We start from the raw sequence: 7,892 nt of genomic DNA, 5'->3' as shown, positions 1-7,892 counted from the left end.
TGCAGAACTCGCTGCGGTGCGTGTTGCCGGTGACGTCCACCAGGATGTTGCGCAGCGTCCGGTCCACCAGCCACGGCGGCATGGCCTCGCCGTGCAGCCGGCGGTTGCGTTCGATCTCCCTCAGCGCGATCTCCAGCTCGTAGAGCTGGTCGTTGCGCGCTTCGACGACGCGCGGCGCCTGGCTGGTCGGGCCGATGAAGAGCCCGCTGAAGAGGTAGCTGAGGCTCGGATGGTTGTGCCAGTACAGCAGCAGCGAAGCCAGCAGCTCCGGTTGGCGCAGGAAGGGCGAATCGGCCGGCGTGGCGCCGCCCAGCACGAAGTGGTTGCCGCCCCCCGTGCCGGTGTGGCGGCCGTCGGTCATGAACTTCTCGGCCGAGAGGCGGCTCTCGAAGGCGGCCTGGTACAGGAACTCGGTGTGCTGCACCAGCTCGCCCCAATCGTGCGCCGGGTGGATGTTGACCTCGATCACCCCGGGATCGGGCGTGACCTGCAGCAGCTTCAGCCGGGGGTCGCGCGGCGGCGGATAGCCTTCCAGAACGATGCGCAGTTCGAGCTCCTCGGCGGTCGCCTCGACGGCGGCGAGCAGTTGCAGGTAGTCGTCGAGCCGCGCCAGCGGCGGCATGAAGACGTACAGCAGGCCGCCCTGGCCGCCGTGTTCGCGTTCGGCCTTCGGGCCGTTGGCGCGCTGCGGATCGCGCACTTCGACGCAGAGGGCGGTGCGCGGGATGCCAGCCGCGGATTCGAAGCGGGCCGGCGCGCGCTCGGGCGACTCCTGCCCGCCGGAGGCTTGCGCGCGCCCGGGCCCTTCCTGCCGCACCCGCGGCGCCTCGCCGCGGGCCGAAGCGCTCCCTTGCACGTAGTGGCCGCGCAGCCGGTCGTACACCGGCAGCGGCGCGGCCGGTGCCATCGGATCCTGGGCCACGATGTAGGGATAGTCGGCCTCGCTCACCCAGGGCAGGCTCTCCAGCGGCAGCCGATAGCCCAGGGGCGAGTCGCCCGGAATCAGGTACAGCCGCTCGTCGCGAAGCAACCAGGGGCCGGTCTGCCAGCGCGCGCCTGCGCCATCCGAAGGCGCCGCATCCTCCTGCACCGCGAGCGGCAGCACGTAGCCGACCACCGCATCGAGCTTCTGCGTGAACACGCGGCGCAGGCGGGCGCGCTCCAGTTCGTCGTCCAGCCGGGCGTCGAAGGGGTCGACGTTCACCGGCAGCCGGCGTTCGCGCCAGAGGTAATGGAACACGTCCTCGTAGGCGGCCTGCACGTGGCGGTCCGTGATCCCGAGCTTGCCCGCGAGCCGCCGCACGAAGCGGTGCGCATCGTCCGTGGTGCAGCGCTGTGGCCGGCGTTCGTCGGCGAACAGGGCCGGGTTGCGCCAGCAGGGCTCGCCGTCGGCACGCCAGCAGATGGACAGCGCCCAGCGCGGCAACTGCTCGCCCGGGTACCACTTGCCCTGGCCGAAATGCAGGAAGCCGCCCCGGCCGTATTCGTCGCGCAGCCTGTGCACCAGCTCGGTGGCGTAGCCGCGCTTGGTCGGGCCCAGGGCATCGGTGTTCCACTCGGCGGCGTCGCGGTCCTCCACCGCCACGAAGGTCGGCTCGCCGCCCATGGTGAGGCGCACGTCCCCGGAGCGCAGCGCGTCGTCCACCCGATCGCCCAGCGCCAGCACCGCCTGCCACTGGTCCTCGGTGTAGGGCTGGGTCACGCGCGGCGATTCGTGGATGCGCGTGACCTGCATGCGATGGCTGAACGCGACCTCGCATTCGTCGACCAGCCCTTCGACGGGCGCGGCGCCGGAAGGCTGCGGCGTGCAGGCGAGCGGGATGTGGCCTTCGCCGGCGAGCAGGCCCGAGGTCGGATCGAGCCCGATCCAGCCGGCGCCGGGCAGGTAGACCTCGCACCAGGCATGCAGGTCGGTGAAGTCCGCCTCGGTGCCGGCCGGACCTTCCAGCGGCTTCACGTCGGGCTTGAGCTGGATCAGGTAACCGGAGACGAAGCGCGCCGCCAGGCCCAGCCGCCGCAGCAACTGCACCAGCAGCCAGCCCGAGTCGCGGCAGGAGCCGCTGGCCAGTTCCAGCGTCTGCTCGGGTGGCTGCACGCCGGGCTCCATGCGGATCAGGTACTTCACGTCGTGATGCAACTGCCGGTTCAGCGCCACCAGGAAATCGATCGTGCGCTGCGGCTTGCGGTCGATCTGCTCCAGGTAGGCCTGCACGCGCGGCGTGAGCGGCTCGCAGGCGAGGTAGGGCACCAGTTCCTCGGCCAGCTGCGGCTCGTAGCGGAAGGGAAAGGTCTCCGCGCCCGGCTCGAGGAAGAAGTCGAAGGGGTTGTGGACCGCCATCTCCACCACGAGGTCGACGGTCACCTCGAACGCGGTGGTCTTCTCCGGGAACACCAGCCGCGCCTGGTAGTTGGCGAAGGGGTCCTGCTGCCAGTTGACGAAGTGCCGCGCCGGGCTGACCCGCAGCGAGTAGGAGATCACCCGCGTGCGGCAATGGGGTGCGGGCCGCAGGCGCACCACCTGCGGCCCCAGCATCACCGGTCGATCGTACGTGTAGTGCGTGACGTGGTTCAGCGCAGCATGGATGGACATGGCCGCTGCATCGTAGCAACAGCAGTCCGTGTGGGGTCGGACCGGCGCGGCGGCCGTCCGTCGGCGCCAGCTTCCGGCCGGCGGCGCGGGCCGCGGCGGCCCCGGTTTCCTGACTTAGGTCAGTTACGCTCGAAGTCGGTCAGATGAGCGGTTGCGACGAGGTGACGAAGGCGCAAGCCTGGCTTGTGTCCAAATGTACACTGCTGAGCGCCACGAAGTAACCGATGCCAGAACTGCTCGACGCCCGACCCACCGCCGAAGCGCCGCGCGCGCCGGCCGTGGGCGATTTCGCTTCGAGCTCGCACCTGAGCTCCGGTCTCGACGGCAGCGTCGTCGACACCGTCAGCACCGTGGCGACCATCGTGTACGCGCGGCTGCACCGCTTCACGGACATCTGCAACGCGCTCGGCGCCGACGAGGCGGCCAGCTTCGTCAACGAAGTGCGGCGCATCCTCACCGAGCCGGTGCTCAAGCTCAGTGGGGAGGTCGCGACCCGCCGTCCCGATTCGATCCTGGCGGTCTTCAGCAACAAGCCGGAAGACCGCAAGCCGAACCACGCGCAGCGCGGTCTGCACGCCGCGATCCTGCTGGTGCACGAGGCCGTGCAACTGGCCCACGCGGTCGCCCAGCGCGCCGAACTGGCGCACCTGCCGCCGGTGACGCTCGCCGCGGGCGTGCACCTGGGCGTGGCCGACCTGTCGCGCCGCACCAATGGCAAGGTCCACGCGGCCGGCGAGGCGGTGGAAGTGGCCCGCCTGCTCGAACTCACGGCGATGGACCTGAACTGGAGCATCGCCACCTCCGCCGGCACGCGGCTCGCGGCGGCCGGCCGCGCCGAGGGCGGCCGCATCGGCTCCGTCGGCCTGCCGGACAACAGCTTCCTGGACATCGTCGAAGTCACCGGCCTGGTGCCGCGCCGCGGCTCGCGCACGCCGCCGCAGGTGTTCGCCCGGCTGCGCGACGCGTTGCAGGCCAACCAGCATGCGCGCCGCCGGACCGTGGTGCCCGCGCCCGTGCCCAACGCCCCGACCTCCGGCACCCACCTGCTGATCGAGGGCTACCGCGTGCTGCGCCGCATCGGCGACGGCGGCATGGCCTCGATCTACCTCGCGCAACCGGCCGAAGGGGGCCCGCCGCAGGTGCTGAAGGTGATGCGGCTGGACCAGGGCCTGGAAGGCGACGCCCTGCAGCGCTTCATCCAGGAATACGCGCTGCTGGCGCAGATCGACCATCCCAACGTCGCGCGCATCCACCGGCAGGACTTCTCGGTGGCGCACGCGTACATCGCGATGGAGTACTTTCCGAACGGCGACCTGCGCCAGCGCATGCGCGCCGGCCCGATCGACCCCGACACCGCGATCGCCTACCTGAAGCAGGCCGCCGCCGGCCTCGGCGCGATCCACCAGGTGGGGATCGTGCACCGCGACATGAAGCCGGACAACCTGATGCTGCGCCACGACGGCAGCCTGGCGCTGGCGGATTTCGGCGTCGCCAAGCAGACCTCGATGAAGATCACCGAGACCGGCGACGGCGACATCGTGGGCACGCCCTACTACCTGAGCCCCGAGCAGGCGCTCGGCCGCCCGGTGGACGCGCGCTGCGACATCTACAGCCTGGGCGTGATGGCCTACGAGCTGCTCACGGGCCGCAAGCCCTACCACGCCGGCTCCGCCCAGGAGCTGCTGCGCATGCACGTGCAGGACCCGGTGCCGCTGCTGCCGCCCGATCACGCCCACCTGCAGGCCGTGATGGAAAGCCTCATGGCCAAGGACCACGAACAGCGATACCCGTCGGCGCAGGCCCTGCTCGACGACCTCGCCCGCATGGGTCTCTGATGGTTCCCCAGCCGCCCGCGCCCGCCGCTGCAGCCTGGCGTGCTTCGCGTGCCCCGGGGCCGTGCGACGCGGCAGCGCCCCGCATCCCCGGCTTCCGGCTGCAGCGCCAGGTGGGGCGCGGCCGCCATGGCGCCGTCTGGCTGGCGTGGGACGTGGACGGCGCGCGCGAGGTGGTGCTGAAGCTGCAGCCCGCCGGCGACGGCGCCCTGATGCGCGAATACGCGATCGCGGCGCGGCTGGCCGGCCCGCACATCGTGCAGGTGCACGGCTGCGGCGAAAGCGGCGGCTGCGGCTGGCTCGCGATGGAATACCTGCCGGGCGGCAACCTGCGCCGCCTGATCGGCCAGGGCGGCACCGCCGCCGAGGCGCTGGTGCTGCTGCGGCAGGCCGCCGAGGCGGTGGCGCAACTGCATCGGCACCAGCTGGTGCACCGCGACGTGAAGCCCGACAACCTGCTGCTGCGCGCCACCGGCGAACTGGTGCTGGCCGACTTCGGCCTTGTCGCACCCACCGGCGCGCCCGATGCGCGCGCGCAGCCGGGCGCCGTGGTCGGCACGCCGCGCTATGTCGCGCCCGAGCAGCTCGAAGGCGCGGCTGCCGCACCCGCGGCCGACGTCTACAGCCTCGGCGTGCTGCTGCACGAGATGCTGTGCGGCTGCCCCCCGTTTCCCGGCGAGACGCTGATGGAGGTGCTGTCGCAGCACCTCGTGGCGCCGCCGCCGCGCCTGCCGGCCGACATCGCGCCGCTGCAGCCGCTGATCGACCGCATGCTTGCAAAAGAGGTGAAGGAACGGCTTCCGGATGCGGACGCCGTGCTCGGGCTGCTGGCCCAGAGGTGGTTACCGTGAATGTGAACGAACAATACCTGGTCGACGTGATCGGCTTCAACGCGGTGGAGCGTTCGATGCTCGCGAGCATCTTCGCCCTGGCGGCGCGGCGCGATCCCGGATTCGTCCAGTACGACCCGGCGTCCACCGTGAGCGGCTCGGCGGGAATCTACCTGGTCGACGCCGAGAACCGCGAGGCGATGAGCGAATTCAAGATGCTCAGCCGCCGCGCCAACCTGCCGGCCGTGATGATCGGCTCGGGGGTCGACAGCCTCGGCTTCCCGCTGCTGCCGCGGCCGATCCAGTGGGCCCGCCTGCTGCAGGCGCTGGAGGAGACCGTCACCACGGCGGCCGGCTCCGGTGCGGCGCGCCAGCGCGACGACGAGGACGGCACGCTGCCCCTGGGCCACACGCTGTCGGCCAGCAGCGCCGGGCGCAGCGGTACGCCGCACAGCGGCGGCTTCGAGGGCGCCGCGGCGCACAAGCGCGCCGCCGGCGACACCGTGCTGGTCGTCGACGACAACGCCTCCGTGCGCATGTTCATGAAGGCCAAGCTCGCGCCCTTCCAGTTCGAGGTGGACTTCGCCGAGACCGGCGAGGAGGCGGTGGGCCTGACCGGCCAGCGCGAATACGCCTGCGTGTTCCTGGACGTGGTGCTGCCCGGCATCGACGGCTACCAGGTCTGCAAGCTGATCAAGGCCAACAAGCACGCGATCAAGAAGACGGCGGTGGTGATGCTCACCAGCCGCAGCTCGCCCTTCGACAAGCTGCGCGGCTCGCTCGCCGGCTGCGACGAGTACCTCACCAAGCCGCTCGACGAGGACCGCCTCCTCGAGGTGATCGCCAAGTTCCTTCCCAGCAGCCGCAAGCGCGAGCGTTCCGGAGCAGTCAAGAAATGAGCAAGTCGATTCTGGTGGTGGACGACACCCGCTCCATGCGAGCCATGGTGGCCGCGGTGCTGGAGGGTGCCGGCTACGAAGTGGCGCAGGCCGGCGACGGCGTCGAGGCGCTGGAGCTGGCGCGCACGCGCGTGTTCGACCTGGTGGTGACCGACCACAACATGCCGCGCATGGACGGCGTGACGCTGGTGCGCGAGCTGCGCCGGCTCTCCAACTACGACGCGGTGGCGCTGATCGTGCTGTCCACCGAGGCCAGCCCCGAGCTGAAGCAGAAGGGCCGCGAGGCGGGGGCGACGGGCTGGATGGCCAAGCCCTTCGACCCGCAGCGCATGCTGGACATCGTGGGCAAATTCATCTGAAGCGGCCAGGGAGGCGCGCATGTTCCAGCCTTCGAACAGTTTCGGCGACCCGCTCGCCTTCCGCACCATCTTCTTCGAGGAAGCGCAGGAGCACCTGGGCAACGTCGAGGCCATCCTGCTGCGCATGGACGTCGAGGCCCCGCAGCCCGACGACCTGAATGCGATCTTCCGGGCGGTGCATTCCATCAAGGGCAGCGCCGCGATGCTCGGTTGCAGCGAGATCGCCGCACTGACGCACCTGCAGGAAAACCTGCTCGACCTGCTGCGCAAGAACGAGCGGCCGCTGGCGGGCGCCGACATCGACGCGATGCTCAAGGCGGGCGACGTGCTGCGCCTGCAGGTGCAGCATCGCCGCGGCAACCGCGCCGAGGCGCCGGACGCGAGCGCCGTCGAGGCCCTGCTGCGCGAGCGCGTGGCGCAGCCCGCCGCCGATGCGCGCGGCGGCCAGGCCGGCCCGGTGACGCGCAGCTTCCGCGTGCAGCTCGGCCCGCTGGCCACCCCGATCGACGAACTCGAACTGGACATGATGCTCACCGGCCTGGCCGAGATGGGCACCATCGCCGACACCGTGATCGACAACGTCGAGGGCGGCGGCGTCTCCTTCGAGGTGGCACTGCAGGGCGCCGCGGCGGACCTGCAGAGCGTGCTGGCGCTGGTGGTGCCGCCCGAGCAGATCGTGCTGGAGACGCTGCAACCGCAGGCTGGTGTGACCGAGCCGGTGGTGCCGGCGCCCGCGCCCGAACTGCAGGCCGTCGCACCGGCCATCCCCGCCGCCAATGAGGCGGAAGACGAGTTCTTCCTCGACCCGGCCGAATTCCGGCAGCGCGCCGCGGCGGCGCCGCCGGCGGGCGGCTCGATCGACCTGTTCGTCACGCCCGAGGAACTGAAGAAGGACCGCCCCGCCGGCGACCACGGCGGCTCGATCGACCTCTTCATCTCGCCGGAAGAGTGGAAGAAGGAGCGCGCCGCGGCCGCGGTTGCGGCGGCGCAGCCGGCGTCCGCGCCTGCGGCCAGTGCCGCCCCGGCACCCGCGCCCGAGGTCCACGAAGCGGCGCTCGGCGCGGCGCACGACACCACCTTCATCCGCGTGGCCACCGAGAAGATCGACCTGCTGGTCAACCTGGTGGGCGAGCTGGTGATCACCGAAGCCATGCTCCAGCGCAATGGCGCGCTGGCCGACGCGGCGCTCGACAGCCGCTACGGCAGCAACAGCGGGCTGACGGACCTCGCGCGCCACACGCGCAACCTGCAGGAAGCGGTGCTCGCCATCCGCATGCTGCCGATCTCCAACGTGTTCTCGCGCTTCCCGCGCGTGGTGCACGAGCTGTCCCACCGCCTGGGCAAGCGGGTGGAGCTGAAGATCTCGGGCGAGGGCACCGAGC

6 protein-coding genes are annotated in these 7,892 nt (G+C 71.2%); 5 read left to right on the top strand and 1 reads right to left on the bottom strand.

The window, feature by feature from the left end; translation table 11 throughout:
• Window positions 1–2,590: DUF2126 domain-containing protein (locus VFM98_RS24845; protein WP_325112568.1), on the bottom strand; the 2,590-nt coding region annotated here is incomplete at its 3' end.
• Between the two features lie 224 nt (window positions 2,591–2,814).
• On the opposite strand from VFM98_RS24845, the gene VFM98_RS24840 reads away from it, so the two are divergent.
• The 5 genes from VFM98_RS24840 to VFM98_RS24820 all read left to right on the top strand — a co-directional run.
• Window positions 2,815–4,425: a protein kinase domain-containing protein gene (locus VFM98_RS24840; protein WP_325112567.1), complete on the top strand. Its 1,611-nt coding sequence runs from the start codon at window positions 2,815–2,817 to the stop codon at window positions 4,423–4,425.
• Window positions 4,425–5,273 (top strand): serine/threonine-protein kinase, encoded by an 849-nt coding sequence (locus VFM98_RS24835; RefSeq protein WP_325112566.1) that lies wholly within the window; start codon window positions 4,425–4,427, stop codon window positions 5,271–5,273. The genes VFM98_RS24840 and VFM98_RS24835 overlap by 1 nt, the downstream gene beginning before the upstream one ends.
• Window positions 5,270–6,151 carry a response regulator gene (locus VFM98_RS24830; RefSeq protein WP_325112565.1) on the top strand — a complete coding sequence of 294 codons (882 nt, stop codon included), beginning with the start codon at window positions 5,270–5,272 and terminating at the stop codon, window positions 6,149–6,151. Before VFM98_RS24835 ends, VFM98_RS24830 begins: the two co-directional genes overlap by 4 nt.
• Window positions 6,148–6,510 carry a response regulator gene (locus VFM98_RS24825; protein WP_325112564.1) on the top strand — a complete coding sequence of 121 codons (363 nt, stop codon included), beginning with the start codon at window positions 6,148–6,150 and terminating at the stop codon, window positions 6,508–6,510. The genes VFM98_RS24830 and VFM98_RS24825 overlap by 4 nt, the downstream gene beginning before the upstream one ends.
• Before the next feature lie 19 nt (window positions 6,511–6,529).
• Window positions 6,530–7,892, top strand: a 1,363-nt coding sequence (locus VFM98_RS24820; protein ID WP_325112563.1) for an Hpt domain-containing protein, incomplete at its 3' end; no start/stop codon positions are given.

It is taken from the genome of Ramlibacter sp. (assembly GCF_035706265.1).
GTDB lineage: Bacteria > Pseudomonadota > Gammaproteobacteria > Burkholderiales > Burkholderiaceae_C > Ramlibacter.
The sequence above is the reverse complement of the archived record's forward strand: the minus strand, read 5'-3'. Positions and strand labels throughout refer to the sequence as shown.